The 21,279-nt window shown below is 37.0% G+C and carries 11 protein-coding genes and 1 tRNA gene; 8 read left to right on the top strand and 4 right to left on the bottom strand.

Features of this window, described 5'->3' with window-relative positions; translation table 11 throughout:
• The first annotated feature begins 1,100 nt into the window (after nucleotides 1–1,100).
• The 7 genes from J0871_RS10895 to J0871_RS10925 all read left to right on the top strand — a co-directional run bounded on the left by J0871_RS10895 (nucleotide 1,101) and on the right by J0871_RS10925 (nucleotide 13,951).
• Nucleotides 1,101–1,919: a DUF1080 domain-containing protein gene (locus tag J0871_RS10895; RefSeq protein WP_208225246.1), complete on the top strand. Its 819-nt coding sequence runs from the start codon at nucleotides 1,101–1,103 to the stop codon at nucleotides 1,917–1,919.
• 30 nt (nucleotides 1,920–1,949) lie between these two features.
• The gene (locus J0871_RS10900) at nucleotides 1,950–5,336 is read left to right on the top strand and encodes a VCBS repeat-containing protein (protein ID WP_243870471.1); all 3,387 of its coding nucleotides are present in this window, start codon (nucleotides 1,950–1,952) and stop codon (nucleotides 5,334–5,336) included.
• A 295-nt stretch (nucleotides 5,337–5,631) separates the two neighbouring features.
• Nucleotides 5,632–8,892 carry a TonB-dependent receptor gene (locus J0871_RS10905; protein WP_243870472.1) on the top strand — a complete coding sequence of 1,087 codons (3,261 nt, stop codon included), beginning with the start codon at nucleotides 5,632–5,634 and terminating at the stop codon, nucleotides 8,890–8,892.
• A gap of 28 nt (nucleotides 8,893–8,920) precedes the next feature.
• Complete coding sequence (locus tag J0871_RS10910; protein WP_232228829.1) at nucleotides 8,921–10,777, top strand: RagB/SusD family nutrient uptake outer membrane protein; 1,857 nt, start codon at nucleotides 8,921–8,923, stop codon at nucleotides 10,775–10,777.
• Between the two features lie 87 nt (nucleotides 10,778–10,864).
• The gene (locus J0871_RS10915; protein WP_208225247.1) at nucleotides 10,865–11,551 is read left to right on the top strand and encodes a DUF1080 domain-containing protein; all 687 of its coding nucleotides are present in this window, start codon (nucleotides 10,865–10,867) and stop codon (nucleotides 11,549–11,551) included.
• A 54-nt stretch (nucleotides 11,552–11,605) separates the two neighbouring features.
• A complete protein-coding gene (locus tag J0871_RS10920) occupies nucleotides 11,606–12,589 on the top strand; it encodes a formylglycine-generating enzyme family protein (protein WP_208225248.1) in 984 nt (327 codons plus the stop codon).
• Between the two features lie 18 nt (nucleotides 12,590–12,607).
• Entirely contained in the window at nucleotides 12,608–13,951 is a 1,344-nt protein-coding gene (locus J0871_RS10925; RefSeq protein WP_208225249.1) for a Gfo/Idh/MocA family oxidoreductase, read from the top strand.
• Between the two features lie 239 nt (nucleotides 13,952–14,190).
• On the opposite strand, the gene J0871_RS10930 is transcribed toward J0871_RS10925, so the two are convergent.
• Both J0871_RS10930 and J0871_RS10935 read right to left on the bottom strand, forming a co-directional pair.
• Nucleotides 14,191–14,264: transfer RNA gene (locus J0871_RS10930), tRNA-Pro, on the bottom strand.
• Between the two features lie 335 nt (nucleotides 14,265–14,599).
• Complete coding sequence (locus tag J0871_RS10935; protein WP_208225250.1) at nucleotides 14,600–15,862, bottom strand: carboxypeptidase-like regulatory domain-containing protein; 1,263 nt, start codon at nucleotides 15,860–15,862, stop codon at nucleotides 14,600–14,602.
• 168 nt (nucleotides 15,863–16,030) lie between these two features.
• Here J0871_RS10935 and J0871_RS10940 point away from each other — a divergent pair, with 168 nt between their 5' ends.
• Nucleotides 16,031–16,906 (top strand): cation diffusion facilitator family transporter, encoded by an 876-nt coding sequence (locus tag J0871_RS10940; protein ID WP_208225251.1) that lies wholly within the window; start codon nucleotides 16,031–16,033, stop codon nucleotides 16,904–16,906.
• A 36-nt stretch (nucleotides 16,907–16,942) separates the two neighbouring features.
• On the opposite strand, the gene J0871_RS10945 is transcribed toward J0871_RS10940, so the two are convergent.
• Together J0871_RS10945 and J0871_RS10950 are read right to left on the bottom strand one after the other, a co-directional pair.
• Nucleotides 16,943–19,966: an AAA family ATPase gene (locus tag J0871_RS10945; protein WP_208225252.1), complete on the bottom strand. Its 3,024-nt coding sequence runs from the start codon at nucleotides 19,964–19,966 to the stop codon at nucleotides 16,943–16,945.
• A gap of 3 nt (nucleotides 19,967–19,969) precedes the next feature.
• Nucleotides 19,970–21,187: an exonuclease SbcCD subunit D C-terminal domain-containing protein gene (locus tag J0871_RS10950; protein WP_208225253.1), complete on the bottom strand. Its 1,218-nt coding sequence runs from the start codon at nucleotides 21,185–21,187 to the stop codon at nucleotides 19,970–19,972.
• Nucleotides 21,188–21,279 lie beyond the last annotated feature (92 nt).

Below are 21,279 nucleotides of genomic sequence, written 5' to 3' on the forward strand. Positions count from 1 at the left end.
TTAGTAATACCTGGGATATTCGAAAAGTTACTCAAATTATTATGAACATTGTTTAGGATCAAATTAGAAGATGTTAAGTAAAGACTTCACATCTATTGAAGGTATAGAGAAGATATTCTCTGATTAATAATGAATCTTAAAAAAATGGGGCGAACTAACGAATTACCAAATTCTCTCACATGGAGAGAGAAAGCTCTTTTAGAGGAGCAGGTATATTTAATTAATTATAACAAATACGAAAAATCACTAAAAGATAAGTTTAGTAGCATAGTTAAGTAGATAGAGCTAGAAACTTTTTGACGATATAATTTGGGGATTAATTCGATGCATGTTTTTTAAGTATTTTTATTTGGGGATAGGAATACTTAGGTGTTAAGCATAAAGAATATGTTTTCGGATTAATTTTTAAAACCTTTCCGTTCGCGGAAAGGTTTTTATTTTTCATATACTTTATGAATTTAATATTACCAGAAGATGGTGAATCAAAAAACCCTTTTTTTTGACTAACTAATAGCCTTCCTCAATTGTCAAATTTTTTAAGTTTGGAGCAGTGAACAGCGCTAAATCTGATTTGAACCTACAAGCAAATTTTGTAATTCACATTAAAAGCGGTTAGAATTAGGTTGGAAAACAATCTATCGCTTTATATTATTACCAGAACTAATTTTCGTTTTTCTTCCAAAACTTGAATTTTATAAATTTCTCTTTATTCCCTGACAACAGAATGAAATTTCGGTAAAGCTATCCTGTTTTTTTTTATTAAAAATTTTTTAGGTGAAATTTGATTATAGTAAGAATTTTCTAAAAAAATGAAAAAAAATGTATGAGGTACATTTATTTAGAAATAATATTTATATATTCATTTCCTAATAAATCATTTAACTTAATATTAAATATTGTTTAATGTGATTTCCCACTGTTTATCTGAGCTAAATTTTTTACAAAATTTAGCTTATCCAATAAAAGATCACAAGCTATAAAACTAATTTTTTAATAACTATTTCATTCTTGTTTTTACCTACAAGTAAGCTAGACTTGAATGTAATAGGAGGAATCGGATTGGAGAATTCTGGTTATCGTTTTCAACTAAATAAATATATATGTTTAAGCCCCTCATAAACGTAGCATTTGGAATTATTTTAGGAAGTTTTATATGTACTTCACAAAAATCACGTCAATGGCAACCCCTCTTTAATGGAGAGAACTTAGATAATTGGGAAGTTAAAATTCGCGGATATGATCTTGGTGAGAACTTCGGTAATACTTTCAGAGTAGAAGATGGGAACTTACAAATTAGATACGATCAATATGACGGGGGGTTTGATAATAAGTTCGGACATATATTTTATAAGGAGTCTTTCTCCTCTTATCTCATAGGAGTGGAATATCGCTTTATAGGCGACCAGGTTACTAACAATCCAGGTGGTTGGGCCTATAGAAATAATGGAATTATGTTACATGGACAGGAGCCGACAACTATGGGCAAAGATCAGGACTTTCCTAATTCAATAGAAGTCCAATTACTTGGGGGTAACGGAGAAAATGAACGATCTACTGCTAATCTTTGTACTCCTGGAACCCAATATATAATGGAAGACAAACTCATAAAAACTCATTGCAAAGAATCTTCTTCTCATACCTATCATGGAGATCAGTGGGTTCGGGTAGAAGTGCTGGTGCTAAGAGATTCATTAATGGTTCACTATGTAAACGGGGAAGAGGTAATGCGTTATAGTAAGCCACAAAGAGATAATGGGAAGCTTTTAAAAGAAGGTACAATTTCGTTACAAAGTGAAAGTCATCCTACTGATTTCCGAAAAGTAGAAATTATTGACTTAAGTGAGTATGAAAATAAGCCAGATAAACTTCAAAAAGTGGTAAAAACACTTATCAGTGAAAAGCGAGTAGCAGGTAAGTAGTAGTAACCGTTATAGTGTTCCTCTAAGTTTATGAAATTAGAAAAGTTTTTACGAAATATAGCGTCGGGTTTTACTCTGGGATTAATGATTATAATCCAGGGATGTGAGAAACCTGGTATGTTTACAGAAATGTCTCCTGATGAAACAGGAATAGTGTTCTCTAATGTTATTACAGAAGATGGACATAATAATATTATGACTTATGAGTATACCTATAATGGAGCGGGAGTAGCAGTTGGAGATCTAAATAATGACGGCTTAACCGATATTTATTTTATAGGTAACCAGGTGCCTAATAAATTATTCCTTAATCTTGGAGACTGGAAATTTGAGGAGGTTACTCTTCAAGCAGGTCTTCAGGGTAGAAATGACTGGAACACAGGGGTAAGCCTGGTAGATATAAATGGAGATGGCTGGTTGGATATTTACGTTTCCTATTCTGGAAATGCCCCTTCCGAAGGATACAACAAGGCCATTGTAAAAGAGTATTCTTCCAGATCAAACCAACTCTTTATTAACGACGGAGGAAAAAAAGGTGGAACTCCTACTTTTACGGAACGTGCTCATGAATATGGAGTCGATGCTCGGGGTACCTTTACTTCTCAAGCCTACTTTTTTGACTACGACCTGGATGGTGATCTTGATATGTTTTTGTTGAACCATGCGAATATGTTTTATTCGGCATTTTTTAATGTGCAAAAATTGAGGAGTTTAAGACATCCCTACTTCGGTAATAAATTATACAGAAATGACAATAATAAATTCACGGAAGTAACCGAAACAACCGGGATACATGGCAGCGGGCTTAATTTTGGTTTAAGTGCATCAATTTCAGATATTAACAAAGATGGCTGGCCAGATATATATGTAACTAATGATTACGAAGAACAGGATTTTTGCTATTTGAATAATAGAGATGGGACTTTTAAGGAAATTTCTCATCTCGCCATGGGACAACTTTCAAAATACGGTATGGGATCAGATATTGCTGATGTTAATAATGATGGTCTCCCTGATATTTTTGTGGCTGATATGCTTCCCGAAGATAATTATAGACAAAAAATTCTGAAAGGACCCGATGAATATAATAAATTCTCCAAAGCGGTAGATAGCGGCTATCATCATCAATATATGAGAAATACATTTCAGCTTAATCGTGGGCTTGCCAAAGATTCAATTCCACGTTTTAGCGAAATTGCCCAATTTTCGGGGATTTCTAATACAGATTGGAGCTGGGCCACACTGTTTGCCGATTTCGATAATGATGGTTTAAAAGATCTTTTTATTACCAATGGCTATTTACGGGACGTGACCAATCTTGATTTTGTGAACTTCACTACAAGTAAGGAAATATCGGAAGCTAATGCCAGGAATCAAACCGTTGATTTGTTACCGTTAATTAGTAAAATGCCTTCTACTAAAATTTCAAATTACTCATTTCGAAACACTAATGGAATAAAATTTAAAAACCACGCTACAAAATGGGGCCTGGATAAACCCTCTGTTTCTACTGGCGCGGCCTATGCAGACCTGGATAATGATGGAGACCTTGATCTTGTAGTTAGTAATTTAAATGATCCTGTTATCATATATCAAAACAACCAGCAGGATTTTCATAAGAATAATTATATTAAAATAAAGCTGAACGGGGAAGGCCATAATACATTTGGTCTGGGAGCAAAAGTCATCACAACACTAGGAGATCAAAAGAAGCTTTATCATGAAGCCTATTATACGCGAGGATATTTATCTTCTGTTGAACCTCAATTAACAATAGGGATAGGTAAAGAAAAAAACTTAAAAAAGTTGGAGGTGGTTTGGCCAGATGGAAGAGTATCTATTCTTGAAAATATTGATCCTAATCAAGTTTTGACTATTAATCAAACTGATGCGGTGAATAAGTCCCAATCACCAATAGACATCGAAACACCTTTATTTAAAGAGGTGACAAAATCATCAGGATTAGATTTTGAGCATAAGGAAAACGATTATGTAGATTTTCTTCATCAGGGATTAGTTCCATATCAATTATCCCGTTTAGGAGGTAGAATGGCTGTTGGAGACGTTAATGGAGATGGTAATGATGATGTTTTTTTTGGAGGGGCTTCCGGTCAGTCAGGGCAGATGTATTTGGGAAAAGATAATGGAACTTTAGAGAAAGGGCCGAAAGGACAGCCCTGGACGGCACCAGAGGATGCTTACAGTGAGGATGTAGGAATACACTTTTTTGATGCTGATACTGACGGTGATCTTGATATGTATGTATTGAGTGGGGGAAATGAAAAACCTGTAGGATCTTCTTTTTATGAGGATAGGCTTTATATTAATGATGGTGCTGGAAACTTTGAAAAAGCAGTGAATTCCCTACCTAATACTTCTTTTAGTGGGGGAGTGGTGGTTTCTGTAGACTATGATAAGGACGGAGATCTTGACCTCTTCGTAGGAGGACGCCATAAAGCAAAGAATTATCCTTTCGCCTCCCAAAGTATATTGTTAAGAAATGACAGCCGGGATAGTATTGTGAAATTCACAAATACCAAAGAAATGGCTTTGGAAAAACTAGGAATGATAACAGATGCCGTTTGGACAGATATTGACAATGATTCCTGGCCAGATCTCTTTATAGTTGGGGAGTGGATGCCCTTAACGGTACTTAAAAACAACAATGGTATTTTTACAGATAAGACCACAGAGTTGAACCTGGATAAGACGAAGGGTTGGTGGAGTAGCATAGATGCACAGGATTATGATCTTGATGGGGATATAGATTTTCTTCTTGGAAATGCGGGGCTCAATACTCAATTTTATGCTTCCGCGACAGAACCAATGGTATACTATGTTCAGGATATAAATAAAGACGGGAATTTTGATCCGGTATTGTCATACTACATAGACGGCGAGAGTTACCCTCTCCCAGGAAGAGATGAATTGCTTGGGCAGGTAGCTTCACTACGGAAGAAATATACTTCTTATGATGAATATGCCAGTGCAACTATGAAGGATTTGCTAAAAGCAGCAAATGTAACATCTACTTCAATCCTTGAGATTAATGAACTAAGCTCGATCTATGTAGATAATCTTGGTGATGGTAAGTTTAATTTAACCTCCCTGCCAGAGATGTCTCAATTATCAATGATCAATGCTTTTGCCTTTGATGATTTTACTGGTAATGGGAAGAATGATATCGTAGCTCTTGGAAATTTTTTCCCTTATAGGGTGAATTTAGGAAAATCTGATGCATCAAAGGGAGTTCTTTTGAATGTAATTGATAAAGAAGTTACCACTAATAACCAATTTTCGAGTTTATGGTTATCCGGAGATATTCGAGATGCTAATCTTATGCGCTTCAATAATGGAGCAAAAAGGTTAGTCATTTCCCGGAATAATGATAAAGCCAGTATATATAAATACAATTAAGTAGCACGAATTTAATATATCATCGTGATAGAATTAAGACCTAATAAACTATGGATGCATACTACGTATTTACTAAAACGTTTAATTAAAATTCTTCCTTACAGATGGATTTAAAAATAAACGACCACATTCTAAAATAAGTATTAATTAAATCTGCCCCGCCAATGAAATAAACCAATTTTAACAGAATGCACAAAACAAAAAAAAGCTTATGAAAAGAGAAAATTCATTCATTTAATTAACCAAAAACGTGGTCTTATAGAACACTGGATGCGTTTTGAAATTTAAATTTAATATGAATAAATTAATATTTTTTTACTTACCATTTATTATCTGTCCGATGGTAGTTTCCGCCACAGGAAATAGTCCAGGTGAAGAAACGCTATTTTCGGAAGAATTCGTTCCGGACTTAAAACTTCCAGATAAAAATGAATTAATATCACTAGGGTATTTCCCTAAAAAAGCAACTTCGGAAACACAACAGACCGTAAGGGGTGTTGTAACAGATCCCACCGGGATGCCTATACCGGGTGCGAATGTAATAGAAAAAGGAACTACTAATGGAGTAGTCACAGACTTTGATGGAAATTATGAAATAACCGTAGGATCGGATGCGGTATTACTTTTTTCCTATTTAGGTTTTTTGACTCAGGAGGTGAGTGTAGATGGACAAGCTACTTTGGAGATAGTACTTCAGGAAGATCAGGCTCAATTGGATGAGGTTGTAGTAGTGGGCTATGGTACTCAAAAAAGAGAGAATATAGTTGGATCAGTTGCTACGGTCGGTGGGGAAGAAATTCAAAAATCAGCGAACCTAAATGTATCTAACGCATTAACAGGTAGAATTCCGGGAGTTGTTGCTACCCAGGGAAGTGGTGAACCAGGCTATGATGGCTCTAATATTAGAATTAGGGGAACCAATACTTTAGGAGATAGTAGTCCCTTAGTTGTAATTGACGGTATTCCTGCCCGAGCTGGAGGTTTTGAACGATTAAACCCAGCAGATATTGCAGATATTTCTGTTCTTAAAGATGCTTCTGGAGCTATTTATGGAGCTCGAGCAGCAAATGGAGTTATTTTGGTTACCACCAAAAGAGGAAGGGAAGGAAAGGCCCAATTATCATATAATTATAATATGGGATTCACACAGCCTACAGTAATTCCAGATCTGGCTGATGCCGTTCAATACGCTGAGATGAGAAATGACCTGGAAGTTTATAAACTTCCTGTTAATGAATGGGAACCTGCAAATAGTGCCTTTCAGTCCACAGGTGTCTATACCCGACCTGATGGAAATGAAGTACTGGCGCCATTTACGCCAGAGGAATTTGCACTCTTTCGAAGTGGAGAAGATCCCTGGAATTATCCCAATACCGACTGGTTTGGAGAAACTCTCAAAGATTGGTCTACCCAGCAAAAACATAATTTACAAATTAGTGGGGGAAGTGAAGACGTTAACCTAATAGCTTCCATTGATTATCAGGATCAAGATGCCTTTTACAAAAATTCGGCGACAAATTATCAACAATACGGAATTCGTGTTAATATGGATGCGGAAATTAGTGATTATATCAGCACACAAATTGGAGTATTGGGGAGAGAAGAAGACAGAAATTTTCCCACCCAGGCCGCTTCAGATATTTTCCGAATGTTAATGAGAGGTAGTCCCGTTTCCAATGCCTACTGGCCAAATGGTATGCCGGGTCCTGATATTGAGAATGGTCAAAACCCTGTGGTAATCACAACAGACCAAACCGGATATAACCGAGATAAAAGATATTATTTTCAGACCAACGGGAAGGTAGTAATTGAAGCACCCTGGGTAGAAGGGCTGAAATTTACAGGTACCGCAGCCGTAGATAAGTATGTTAGGCAAACTAAAACCTGGCAAACGCCCTGGTATTTATACACGTGGCAAGGGGATTATGAAGATGATGGGGAAACTCCAGCACTCATAAGAGGTCAAAGAGGGCCGGCTGAGCCAAACTTAAATCAGGGAAATGAAGATCAATTGAATATTCTCTTGGGTGGCGTATTGAGCTATGATAGAGATTTTGGAGATCATGAGATTAACTTGCTCGCAGGGGTAAACCGTGAAACCATCAACAATGAAACTTTTGGAGCTTTTCGAAGGTATTTCCTGTCAACTACAGTAGATCAAATGTTCGCGGGTGGTAGAGAGGAACTCAACAACTCAGGAAGCGCCTGGGAACGAGCAAGGTTAAATTATTTTGGCAGAGTTGGATATAATTATAAACAAAAATATTTAGCTGAATTCTTGTGGAGATATGATGGTTCATATATGTTTCCATCAGAGAACCGCTACGGCTTCTTTCCAGGTTTTATGCTTGGATGGCGTATCTCTGAGGAAAATTTCTGGAAAGAAAATGTTTCTATAGTTAACTTCTTGAAATTAAGAGCTTCCTGGGGGCAAATGGGTAACGATAATGTATATTACGATAATGTGCTTCAGGAGTACCAATACTTTGCTACCTATGGACTTGGTTCATACGTTGCCGGCGGGGCTGTAAACCAAACTCTCTTCGAAAGTAGAGTTCCAAATCCACTAATTACATGGGAGGTTGCTAATAACTATAATATAGGATTGGATGGACAGATGTTTGAAGGAGCAATTAATTTTGAATTTGATGTATTCTTAAACAAACGTTCTAATATTCTCTGGAGAAGAAACGCTTCCATACCGCAATCAGCGGGGATGACACTTCCGGCAGAAAATATTGGTGAAATTGAAAACAGAGGATTCGACTTTAATATTGGGCACAACGGTAAGGCTGGCGAAGTTACCTACAATGTAAATGTTAATGGAGGATATGCCAAGAACAAAATTATTTTCTGGGACGAGGCGCCGGGTGCGCCAGAATGGCAACGAACTACAGGAAGAACAATAAATTCCGGTTTGTATTATATCTATGATGGAGTTTTTGTAGATGAAGAAGATATAGCGAGTAATACTCTTGATTATAGTGATATTACTAATACCATCAGGCCTGGGGATATGAAGTACCGGGATTATGACGGTGATGGTTCTATTACACCAGATGACAGAGTACGTCGGGATAAAAACACCACCCCAACCTTCCAGGGCGGGCTTAACTTTGGAGCCCAATATAAAGGCTTTGATCTTTCTGTACTTTTTCAGGGTGCAGCTGGAGGAGAAATAAGAGTTGGTACTGATGAGGCCGGTTCTATTGGAAATTACCTGGAGGAACATTACGATAATCGTTGGACCGTAGAGAATCCCAGTTCAGTCCATCCTCGTATCACCGATCGTGGTGATCAATATTATTCTTATAATAATACCTATTGGCTTCAGAGTACAGACTATATCCGTTTAAAAAATGTGGAATTAGGATATACACTTCCAGCTGAAATAGGGGAAAAGATTGGAATGAGTAGTCTAAGGGTTTACACCAGCGGCTTTAATCTTATTACCTGGAGTGGCATGACTGCCTATGACCCCGAAGTGACCAACTCCATTGGACATTATTATCCACAATCTCGAATTTTGAATTTGGGAGTAGCAGTAACTTTTTAAATATTCTCGAAATATGAAAAATTATAGAATGAAAAATATAGGATATTTCCTGCTCTTACTTTTTGCAGTAGTAGGTTGTAATGACGATTTTGTAGATACCCAACCTTTAGATGAATTCTCGCAATCAGATGTTTGGGTGGATGCAGCCCTGGCAGAGGCCTTTGTACTCGAAATATACAATGGTTTAGGACAGGGAGGGTTTGATGAACAAATGATGGCTTCACTATCAGACGAAGCTTTGTTTACGCACCCTGGTAGAGGGATTAATACCATCACCGAATCGCGATCTGGACCTGCGGAAAGAGGATTTATAAATTATACGTATAACTGGGGGGACCTATATGGTCGAATTCGTGCGGCTAATATCGCTTTAGAGAATTTGGAAGAGCCTGGTTTTGATGATCCAGATATGGTTAACCAGCTTAGAGGAGAAGCATTGTTTTTACGAGCGTATTACTACCATAATCTTTTAAGGATGCACGGAGGAGTGCCTATCGTAGACAAGGTTTATACGTTAGATTCCGAAGACCTTGAGATTCCTAGAAATACATTTGAAGAAACAGTAGAATTTATTGTTTCAGACTTAGATAGTGCCAAACCTTTATTGGAAGGCTTAAATGTAGATGGGAGGGCTAGTATGGAAGCTGCGCTTGCTCTTAAAGCAAGGGTATTATTATACGCAGCGAGTGATCTTCACGATATTCCAACAGCCTCGGCTAACTCGTCTGATATTGCGGGTTATTCTAATCCCGAATATCTTGGTTATGTAAGTGGAAATCAACAAGACCGTTGGAGAAGAGCACAGGCTGCAGCCAAAGAGGTTGTAGATTTGAATAGAGGATATAAAATGGACCTAATTGAACCCGTTTCTGCAGAAGAAGGCAAAGAAAATTATATGGCCCTTTCCCTTGGAGGTGGCAGTGTTATGGCAGATCCTGCAGCAGCTACCGAACTACTTTTTGCAAGGTATTTTGTAGCTGCAAAAAATGAATCGGGACAACAGATAGGACTTTATAATGGTCCAAATGGTTATCATAACTGGGCGGGGAATGCTCCTACCCAAAATTTAGTAGACCACTATGAGCTCATAGATGGAAATGAGTTTAACTGGAATAATTCCGAACATGCTAATAATCCATATGATAATCGGGATCCACGATTCTATGCTACTATTTTATACGATGGGGCAGACTGGAAACCCCGAACCGCAGATGTGGCTGGTAGTGATCCATTTGACCAAATCCAGACGGGAACTTATGAAGTAAAATCTGGTACCGGAGAAACCATAACACATAATGGTTTAGATACACGTAGTAGTGCCATAGAAGACTGGAATGGAACTCATACTGGATATTATGTAAGAAAATTCACCGATCCAGATCCTGCCATCGTGGATCAGAATGTTCGTCAGCAGATTCCTTTTCCCTTTCTTAAATATACAGAAGCCGTCCTTAACTATGTTGAAGCTTCTATAGAACTAGGGGAAGAAGATATGGCTAAAGAATGGCTTAATAAAATTCGTTACAGAGCTGGTATGCCAGCTATTACAGCATCTGGACAGGATTTGATGGAGCAATATAGACAAGAACGTCTGGTGGAGTTGGTTTATGAGGAACATCGTTTTCATGATGCTCGGAGATGGATGATTGCACCCCAAACCCTGGGGCAACAGGTTCGTATTATTGACGTAGAAGGATTTCTTAAACCGGGAGCTAATATCCAGATATATAGATATGATCCTTCCAGTTATAATTACGAATATGAAGTCAGAGATCTCTCACCGGGAATAGAAAACCGTGAGTGGCTCGATAAGATGTATTTCATTGCAATACCAAGGGATGAGATGAATAGAAATGATCAATTGATTCAAAACCCTGGATATTAAACTAATTGGAAATAAACGTCGGGAATTTAAGATGATAAAATCTTTTCCTGGCGTTTTATTAAACATATTTAATTTTAAAAGATTTAGATGAAAAATTATATAGCAATTTATGTATTATCCTTTTTAATATTTTCCTGTAAAAGTCACGAAACTAAACGGAGTGACACAATCAGTCTATTTAATGGAAAAGATCTTTCAGGATGGCATGTGGATGTACCTAAAATGGATGAAGGTCCAGGTGCTAAAAGTCCATTTATAATTAGGGATGGCTTACTGGTTAGTTTGGGTGAACCGCAGGGGCATCTAATTACAGATTCAGTATATCAAAACTATAAACTGGACGTGGATTATCGCTTTCCGGGAGAACCTGGAAATTGTGGAGTGTTAGTACATGCATCTACCCCGCGTGCTTTATACGATATGTTTCCAAAATCAATAGAAGTGCAAATGATGCATGAAAATGCAGGTGATTTTTGGTGTATAGTAGAAAATGTTGAAGTGCCTAACATGGAAGAGCGTAGAGGGCCTAAGGAAAACTGGGGTATAACAGAAGGTAAAGAACGCAGAATTAAAAATTTAACCGACGATTCTGAGAATCCTTTGGGAGAATGGAATAATATGGTAATTGAAAGCCGTGCAGATACTATTAAAGTATGGGTGAATGGCGATCTGGTAAATGAAGGATTTAATTCTACTGCAAAAAAAGGACATATCGCCTTACAGGCTGAAGGTGCTGAAGTAGAATTTCGCAAAGTAGAACTTACTCATTTATAAACTCAATCCCATTTTTAACCAGTATTTATTTAAGAAGTCAGAAAATTTATAAAGATGAAAAGTAGACAAAACCTGTTTATTTTACTGTTTCTTTTAGTTGCTACAACAGCTTCTTCCCAGGAAAAGCAACTTGAAGATTATACTCAGCAAATAGCAGGATCAGATTTGGTAATTGAAATGGTAGCAATCCCTGGCGGAACCTTTAGAATGGGAAGTCCTGAAGGTGAAGAAAACCGCTATATGGACGAAGGTCCTGTACATGAAGTGAAAGTGGACGCTTTCTGGATGGCCAAACATGAAATTACCTGGGAGTTATATAATTTGTTTGTGAATAGGGCAATAGATGGAGTTCAACCAACTGCCAAAGCGGGAGACGTAGATATAGCAGTAGATGCAGTCTCGGGAGCTACTATTCCTTATGTGGATATGAGCCTGGGGATGGGTACCGGTGAAGGTTTACCAGTAGGAAATGTAACCCATCATGCAGCTTCTAAATTTTGCGAATGGTTATCTGCCAAAACAGGTCATTTTTATCGATTGCCTACAGAAGCCGAATGGGAATATGCAGCTCGTGCGGGTACTACTACAGCATTTCATTTTGGAGATAATATTGAAGATTTGGACAAATATGCCTGGTTTTATGGCAATAGTGAAAACTCTTATCATAAAGTAGGTCAAAAAAAACCGAATCCCTGGGGCCTTTATGATATGTATGGAAATGTAGCAGAATGGACACTAGATCAATACCTGCCAGAAGTTTATAGAACCAGGAAATCTGTAACAATAAACCCTATAGAATTTCCTGAAACTGAATACCCACGCTCGGTTAGAGGAGGTTCTTATTATGATGATGCCGAGTATTTAAGAAGTGCCGCCCGATTGGGCTCACTTGAAAATTGGAAAATGCGGGATCCGCAATTTCCTAAAAGTAGGTGGTGGAATACAGATGCCCCATTTGTAGGATTTAGAATAGTAAGGGCTCCAAATCCACCATCAGAAACCGATTATGAAAAATATTGGGGTTCACAAACCCCGTAACTTTAAAACAATAGAATAATGAATAACTCTAAAAAGAACCAGAAACCTGATTTGCAATCTTCAAGAAGAACTTTTTGCAAGAATACAGCTCTTTTCACAGCCGGAATGATGCTACCCGCTATGGAAATGGGGGCGATGGCAAATGTTTTTAATGATAAAACCTTAAAAATAGCAGTAGTAGGCTGTGGAGGTAGAGGTACAGGAGCAGCAAACCAGGCATTGAAGGCTGATGAAAATGTTGAATTAGTAGCAATGGCCGATGCCTTTGAAGATAGGTTGAACGGAAGCCTACAAAGCCTTCAAAAAGAATTTGAAGGAACAAAAAAAGTAAATGTTCAGGAGAAAAATAAATTTGTTGGTTTTGATGCTTATAAAAAAGCCATAGACCAGGCAGATGTGGTTATCCTGGCAACTCCGCCGGGCTTCAGGCCCTATCACTTTGAGTATGCTATAAATGCAGGCAAGCATGTGTTTATGGAAAAACCCGTGGCTACCGATGTACCTGGGATAAGAAAAGTACTCGAAATGGCCAAAGTTGCGAAAGCGAATAAACTAAATGTGGTTGTTGGTCTTCAGCGGCATTACCAAAACAATTACATCGCAATGGAAGAAAAAATTAATCAAAATGCGATTGGAAAAATAATTTCGGGCCAGGTATATTGGAACAGCGGCGGGGTATGGGTAAATCCCAGAAAAGCTGGCCAGAGCGAAATGGAGTACCAAATGCGGAATTGGTATTATTTTAATTGGCTGTGTGGAGATCATATCCTTGAACAGCACATTCATAATATAGATGTTGCAAACTGGTTTATTGGGGAATATCCCGTTTCTGCTCAAGGTATGGGAGGACGCCTTGTAAGAACAGGTTCTGAACATGGGGAGATTTTTGATCACCATTTTGTAGAATTTAAATATCCTGGGGGTGCAGTAATTTCAAGTCAATGTCGTCATCAACCTGGGACCTGGTCTAAGGTGGGAGAGGATTTTCAGGGTACAAAAGGATCTGTTCATATGAATGATGCAGGTGCTGCCAGTATTACAGATGTAGAAGGTAATAATATCTTTGAATACAGAAACCGAAGGGATCCAAACCCCTATCAGGTAGAGCACGATAAACTCTTTGCTTCCATAAGAAATAAGGAGGTTATAAGTGATGCTGAAAATGGAGCAAAAAGTACCATGACTGCCATCATGGGAAGAATGGCTACCTATTCAGGTCAAATAATTAACTGGGATGAAGCTTTAAAATCAGATAAAGTCTTAATGCCAGAAGAGGTAACGTGGGAGTCTACTCCTCCGACTGTACCGGGTAAAGATGGACTATATCCAATTCCAACCCCAGGTAAAACAGAGGTAATTTAAAATTTACAGAATATATTTTTATAACGAGCATATGGAAATTTCTGTATGCTCGTTTTTTTTATTTTCTCGTACTAAATAGCGATATACCTATTAAAGAAATTAATAACTCAAAAAAAGCTCACCATTAACTCACAGTAAATTTATAGGATTTTGATAATTTTTGAGCACATAAAAAAAGGGTAATTATATGGTTTTCATATAATTACCCTTTTTTTATGTTGAAATATAACTTGTAAAAGTCGGGATGACAGGATTTGAACCTGCGACCCCACGCCCCCCAGGCGTATACGCTACCAGACTGCGCCACATCCCGATTTGTAGTAAGCTCAATTTCAATTTTAGAACTACCCATTTTAAAAGTGGTTCCTTACCGACCTATCTTGAGCAAGAGCAAGTCTATTTAATTCAAGTCACAAATTAAAGTGCTTATTTACTATTATCAAAGCGAAAATGTCATTTTTTAAGAACTTAAGCGTGGATATTCTTTAAATACCTGAGCATCAGTTTTAAGTTTATTTAATTTATTTAAACCTACTATAAATTTATTTTTTATAAAAAAAGGTAGTTTAGAAAGTTAGCATGCTTTCTAAACAACCTCAATATTCTTTTTAAAATATTTTATTCAATAATGAACTTTTCTTTTCGGTATTACTGAATATTTTCCTGGATCTTTTCTATGGCATTTTGAATAGATTTATCGGGTTCTATAATATTATTGCTTCCCCAAAATTGTAGATCGGTAAAACCAGAAATATCATCGGCCATCACTACTCTTTTGTTTAAAAAGTTATCCCCTTTCTTAATTCTATCTTCGCTTTGTGGTTGCCAGTTGGTAACAGCCATTTCAGAATCTACAAAGTATCTGGAATTAAATAATTTTTTCTTCCAATTTACCACAAAAAGAAGCTGCGCATTGGAATAACCAAAATACCATTTTCCATCTTGTTGATGGTAGTCTATATCATACATCACCTCAATAGGGTACACTTTAGTGCCCCCCGGTTTTTTATTTACAAACATATTGGTAGCAGCGCGCCGGTTATCTACATTCATATTCAATTTGGCTCTTACCAGGCTTTGAGTTTCAGCATCTATAAACAGCGTTCCAAAGAACCAGGGCATATCTTTATTCATATCTTCAAATCGCACTACATGCAAGTAGCGGTTATCAATTTGAGTAGGCTCTTCAAAACTGAATTCATAATTATCTAAATCCCGCTCATAAAAGAGGTAATCTGGATACTTCATTACATCTATAAACAACGTATTAAACGGGCCACCACGCAATTTTAGGGCCAGGGTGTCTAAACGTTCATAATCAGCCGTTTTTCGAGCTTTAACAAGTTCAATGTCTTCTTCGCCAAAATCACTATACGGTTTTTTATGAATTTTCACCACGGCTTCACTCAACGAGACATTTCTATTCCCTTTGCTTATACTTTCTCTATAAAAGGCGGTCATTTGGGTAGGATCGTCAATATAATTATCTCCCCGGTTAGCCAACATGGTACGTACCAGCCTTCTTGCATCCCCGGCTTCATATACTTTAACTTCAGAAAGTTCTTCTACCACGGGTTCCAGGTAAATAATTGTTCCCCTGGATTTAAAATAACTAAGAGGTAAATTCTTGCTTTGGTATCCCAAATAAGAAATATTTACCGTAGCAGGACTCGTTCCTTTTGGGACTTTTAAAGAAAATTTTCCTTCAGAATTCGTCACCGTAGAAATATTGGTTTCATTTACAGATAAATGGGCGTTCACGATCACATCCTCATTATTGGAGTTGATCACTTCACCTTTGTATTCTACATAATCCTGATCGGAATCCTGTAAAAACGGCGAAGCTTTTAGGGGCGCGTAGAAAATAAGCATACCCACTAGAAATGGCATTAAGGTTTTTAAATTTTTCACAGCTATAAGTTTTTGATATTCATTCTAATATACGAAATTTTGAAGAAAATTAATAGTGAAATCTAAACTGAACACAATATTTTTTACTGAAGAGGAAGAAGGTTTATAAATACATTAAAAATGATTAATTTCGAAGTGAAAAGCAATTGACCTAAGTTTTCCAGCAGTATGGGGCACCATCATCATAAGAATTCTTCTGAAAAAAATCTAAGACTTGTATTTTTTCTCAATCTCGGGTTTACCATTATTGAATTTATTGGCGGAATTTATGTAAATAGTATAGCCATTATCTCAGATGCTGTTCACGATCTTGGCGATAGCCTTTCACTGGGAACTTCGTGGTACCTGGATCATAAATCTCAACAAAAAAGCGACTCCAAATTCTCATTTGGATATCGCAGGTTTTCGCTTTTAGGAGCCTTGCTTAATAGTTTGATACTTATTGCAGGTTCGGTTTATGTGATTTATGAAGCGGTGGGCAGGCTAATGGCTCCCGAACATTCTGATGCAGAAGGAATGATGGTTTTTGCAATTATGGGCGTAATTGTTAACGGCTTTGCCGCCTGGAAATTAAGCAGTGGTAAAACCTTGAACGAAAAAGTGATTTCCTGGCATCTTATGGAAGATGTGCTGGGCTGGGCCTCGATCCTTGTGGTGGCAATTATTCTGCAGTTTAAAGACATTCATTACCTTGATCCGGCTTTGTCTCTGGTTATTACCATCTATATTTTATGGAATGTTTTTAAAAGGTTAAAAGAGACCCTTTTTATTTTTCTACAAGGCACCCCATCTGATATTAATCTTGATGAGTTAAAACAACAAATTAAAGAAATTCCAGGGGTAGCTTCCACACATCACGTACATATTTGGTCACAGGAGGGAGAGCATCACGTTTTTACGGCTCACGTAAAACTGGAAAATATTAATAGCGTAGAGGAATATCTAAACCTTAAATCTGAAGTCCTGAATTCTTTAAAAACCTATAATTTTGAACATTTTACTATTCAATTTGAACTGGATTCTGAAACCTGCAGTTTAGAGTAAAAATAATTTTTATTTGCAACCCCGAAACCCGCAACCTTATTTCACCACCAGACTACTATAGCCCTGCCCATTTCTGGTTAGCTGAATTTGCGTGCCAATGCGTTCTTTTAGCGAAGCTACGTGACTAATAATCCCAATAGTTTTACCAGATTCTGCCTGGAGTTTTTCTAGTGTATCCAGGGTTTGATCTAAAGTTTCAGGATCTAGAGTCCCAAAACCTTCATCTATAAATAGGCTGTTAATTTCTACATTTCTGGAAGCGAGATCAGATAAAGCCAGTGCGAGAGATAAACTCAATAAAAAAGTTTCCCCACCGGAGAGGGTTTTTACCGATCGCCTTTGTCCGCCCATATCTTCGTCTATCGCTACCAAACCATCGTCTTCACCTTCCAGGGCTTTATCAATTTTATAGCGTTCACTTAAATCCTTTAATCGAATATTGGCTAAGTAAATTAATTGCGATAAAGTTAAATCTTGCGCAAAATCATTGAATTTTTTACCCTGCCTGTCTCCAATTAAGGTATTTAAAAGTCGCCAGCGTTTGCAATCTTTTTCCTTTTCGGCAATTTGATTTTCAAGCTCTTTTAGACGAGAAATATTTTCGGCATTATTATTTAGTTTTCTTCTCAATTCTTCGCAATTAGATTGCGTAGCTTCAAAAGCTTCCTTTTTTTGTTTTAGCTCTGCAGTTAGGTCATCTTCAGAACGTTTACTTTCATTTTCTTTGAATTGTTTTAGTTGTTTTTTCAGGGTAGAAATTCCTGTTTCAACAATGCTTTTCTGTTTTAGAAAATCATCTTTTTGCTTTTTTAAATCAAAGAATTTATTTCCCGGTAAAAGTGATTGGTATGCATTTTCCAGACTTTCAAAATCATTTTCTAAAACCTGTTGTTTTAGTTTTTCCTGTAAATCCTTATAAATCTTAGATTTTTCCTGAAATAGCTCTTTTTGCTCTTCTTCGTTTTTCTGAAGATATTTTCTTTCCTGAAGTAATGAATTCCAATCATCCATTAACCGCTGACTATCCTCACCAATATTTTTTCCTGAATATTTTTTTTGAAGTTCCTGCTGGAGTAATTTGCCGCGCTGAAGTATTTTCTCTAATTCCTCTAAAATTGGTAATCCGCTATCTATGGACTTTAATTGCGGATTTATAGTTTCAAAAAACTCTAATTTTTCAATGGTAGTTTTTATCTGAGAAATCTGTGTTTCCCAATCAATAACTTCCGGCTCTTTAAATTCAGGATATTTCTTCCTGAAAATTTGTCCATTTTCGGTTATACCGACTTCAATTTCGGTTAAATTCTTTTTCGTTTTTTGTAGCGACTCATCTAAATGAGTTAATTTAGCTTGTGCTTGGGTAAGCTTCGAATTATGCGCATCTATTTCTAAAGTTTTTGCTGAAATTTTAGCCGCAAGATCGTCTTCAAAGTGGGGAAGATGTTCAGAATAAGGATGTTCTTTTGATCCACACAGCGGGCAGGCTTCTCCTGTTTTTAGTGAATTTCTAAGATCTTCTAATTGTGCTGTTTTTAACTGATTTTCTTTTTTAAGCTGAAGAATTTCGTGATCCTTTTTTAAAGAAATAAGCAGGTTTTTTTCTTCCTGAATAATTTTTGGCAAATTCTCCAATTCCGGCTTAAGGGAATCAATTTCTTTTTTTAAATCTAATTGTTTTTGCTTTTGTTCCAGGTTTCTTTCTGAAAAACTTCTGGCTTCCCGACTTTTTTCTAACTCGGTTTTTAAACGATTCTTTTCTGAAGCAATATTTTCTAAATCAACTTCTTTTAAATCATTCTCCAGCTGTTTTTTCTGTTCAGTTTTTTCAGTTTTAAGATTTTCAAGGATTTCTTTGCCGGCTTTTAAATTATTCTCTGGAAAATCGAGATTTAATTCCCTGATTTCAGTTTTAAATAATTGTAGCTTACTTTTATAATCGCGTCCCAGGGAAGCTTTTTCTTCCTGAAGATTTCTTATTTTCTCTGTAAATTCAGTTAGTTTTTCCCTGAGGTTTTCTTCGGAAATTTCTTCGTGAACAAAAACTTTCACCTGTTGAATAAAATCGCCTGTATTCTTTTTATTCGCTTCAATTTTTTCTGAAGTTTTATTCAAGCCGTCTTTTATAACTTCTAATTCCTGTCGAAAGCGTTTCCAGGATTGTATTTCATCAGCAATTGGTTGTAGTTTTTCGTGCTGTTTAAGGCTTTCTCCAAATTGATTTTCAAATTCCTTTAGCTGCGCATTCAGTTTTAATTCTTCTGCTTCTAAACCGTTGATTTCCTTTTCTTGCTCATTAATGGTTTTCTTTAATTCCAGCTGTTTTTCAATCAACCTTAAATCCTTCTGCAGACTTTCAGTTTGCGTGGTTTTTTCTTTAAGATCTTTCTTGAAAAATGTCAAATTCTCTTCAGAAAGTAAATACGAGCTAATCAGTTTTATCTCATCTTGCTGCTTTTCGATTTCCGACGTTTCTGCTTTAAAACGTTCAAAAGCCATTATTCCCAATTGGCGGTAAATTCCGGTACCGGTAATTTTTTCCAGCAATTCCCCACGTTCCTCTTTTTTAGCCGAAAGAAATTTGGCAAAATCACCCTGCGCCAGTAAAACCGATTTAATAAACTGGTCGTAATTTAAACCGATTAAATCTTCATTTTTCGCCGGAACTTCAGATTTTTTTAGATCTAAAATCGAGTTATCTAGAAGATTAGCAATCTCCATATTATAATCGTTCAGGTTTCCGTTTCGGTTCACCTCAATGCTCCAGGAAGAAGTAAAGCGACCGGCGCCGGTTTCGTAAGTAACTTTGGCGTATGCCTCTTTTTGGTTTCGGGTAAGAATGGCACCTTTTTCCCTAATTTCTTTTTTGCTGATTTTTCCCAACCGCGGTACCTGGTTAAAAAGCGCCAGCGAAATTACATCAAGAATGCTGCTTTTCCCGCTACCCGTGGGGCCGGTGATGGCAAAAAGTGTATTTCCTGAAAAAGGAGCGGCTTCAAAATCAATGAAATTTTCGCCTTTTAAAGAGTTTATATTTTTAAAAGCAATGCTTAAGATTTTCATTTTTTAGCCTCTTTTTGATTGATGTACTTGTTCGAGAATTTCATTAAAAGCACTCATTAATTCTTTTCGGGTTTCTTCGTCTTCTTCCTGCTTATCTACTAATTTTTGAAAAACATCTAAAGGCTGAAGATCTTCCAATTGCTGTTTTTGCTCATAAAGTTCGCCACTGCCACTTATCTTGTTTTTAAAAGTGGCGCGATGCTTTACGATTTCGTAACCTTCCACTTTAAAATTATCGACCAGTTGATCCAGTTCATATATTTTATTAGAATCGAAATTCACTTCCCGTAATTCAATTTCAATTAAAGAGGCGAGTCCGTCGCCTGGTTGTAGCTCCAGTAATTTCTGCTGAAGTTTTTCCAGGTTGCCGGTAATTTTGAGTAATTCCCGAAAAACAGGAATTTCTATACTTTCCGGTTCCCAGCCGTTTTCGGTATTCAAAAATAGAATACGGTTTTTATTACTACGCTCACTAAAGGATAGCGCAATGGGCGAACCACTATAAAAAGTAGGGGTAGCCGCGTTTACCCTTTGCGGCTTATGAATATGTCCCAACGCGATATAATTAAAATAATCGCCAAACTGAAGCGCATTAAAAGCCGCCTGGTTCCCAATTTGGATATCGCGTTCACTTTCTGAAGTTTCTGCCCCTGCGGCAAAAAGGTGTCCCATAGCTATAGCAGGAACGCCAGGATATTGAGTTTCACACAATTCCGCAGCATCCAAAAATGTTTGCTGAATTCCTTTTCGTAAAGCTTCTAAACGGTCTTGATAAGAATTTCCCTGGCTGGCAGTTCTTAAATCAGCATCCCGTAAATAGGGTAGGGCAGCGATCACAACTTCGGTTTGGTTTTCTTTATTTTTTACAGGAATAATACATTCTGAAAGTTTATTAGGCAAGCCGCCAACAATATGAATATCCAGTTCGCGCAAAACTTCCTGTGGTGCATTTAGCATTGTGGGAGAATCGTGATTGCCACCGGTGAGAATTATTTTGCAATCCAGGCGCTTTAGCTTCATTAAAGCCTTAAAATATTGCTGTCTTGCTTCAGAAGAAGGATTGGCAAGATCAAAAACATCTCCCGAAACCATTAAAACCTCTACTTTTTTTTCAGCAATACAATCGCACAGCCAATCTATAAAAAGATCAAAATCTGGCTGTAAACTATGTTTATGCAGTTTTTTACCAATATGCCAGTCGGCGGTATGCAGAATTTTCATAAGAATCGCTTAAGGAATTAATGCCGGTGTGAAAGTTCGAAATTAATAAAAATTGCCCGTTTAAAATATTCCAATTAAGTCTGAATATCTTT

The sequence above is a fragment of the Salegentibacter sp. BDJ18 genome (assembly GCF_017579965.1).
In the GTDB taxonomy this organism is placed as follows: domain Bacteria; phylum Bacteroidota; class Bacteroidia; order Flavobacteriales; family Flavobacteriaceae; genus Salegentibacter.